Annotated in this window: 1 protein-coding gene; it reads left to right on the top strand. The window is 33.5% G+C overall.

What is annotated here, in order from left to right:
• Positions 1-382 (top strand): aspartate carbamoyltransferase (locus ETC00_RS20330; RefSeq protein ID WP_483296505.1); only part of this gene is annotated, 382 nt, incomplete at both ends.

The following is a 382-nucleotide window of genomic DNA, read 5'->3' on the forward strand; positions in this document are numbered from 1 at the left end:
GATTTAATGACGATATATGAAGAATATGGATATTTTGAATGCTTGAATGTATTGATTTGTGGCGACATTAAAAATTCACGTGTCGCACGTAGTAATTACCATAGTTTAAAAGCATTAGGTGCAAACGTAATGTTTAATAGCCCAAATGCTTGGATTGATGATTCTTTAGAAGCGCCTTATGTAAATATAGATGATGTTATAGAAGCAGTAGATATAGTTATGTTATTAAGAATTCAACATGAAAGACATGGGCTTGCAGAAGAAACTAGATTTGCAGCAGATGATTATCATCAAAAGCATGGCTTAAATGAAGTGCGTTATAACAAATTACAAGAACATGCTATTGTCATGCATCCGGCACCTGTGAATAGAGGAGTAGAAA

Origin of the sequence: Brevibacillus sp. MCWH (genome assembly GCF_013096935.1) — a bacterium.
In the GTDB taxonomy this organism is placed as follows: domain Bacteria; phylum Bacillota; class Bacilli; order Brevibacillales; family Brevibacillaceae; genus Brevibacillus; species Brevibacillus aydinogluensis.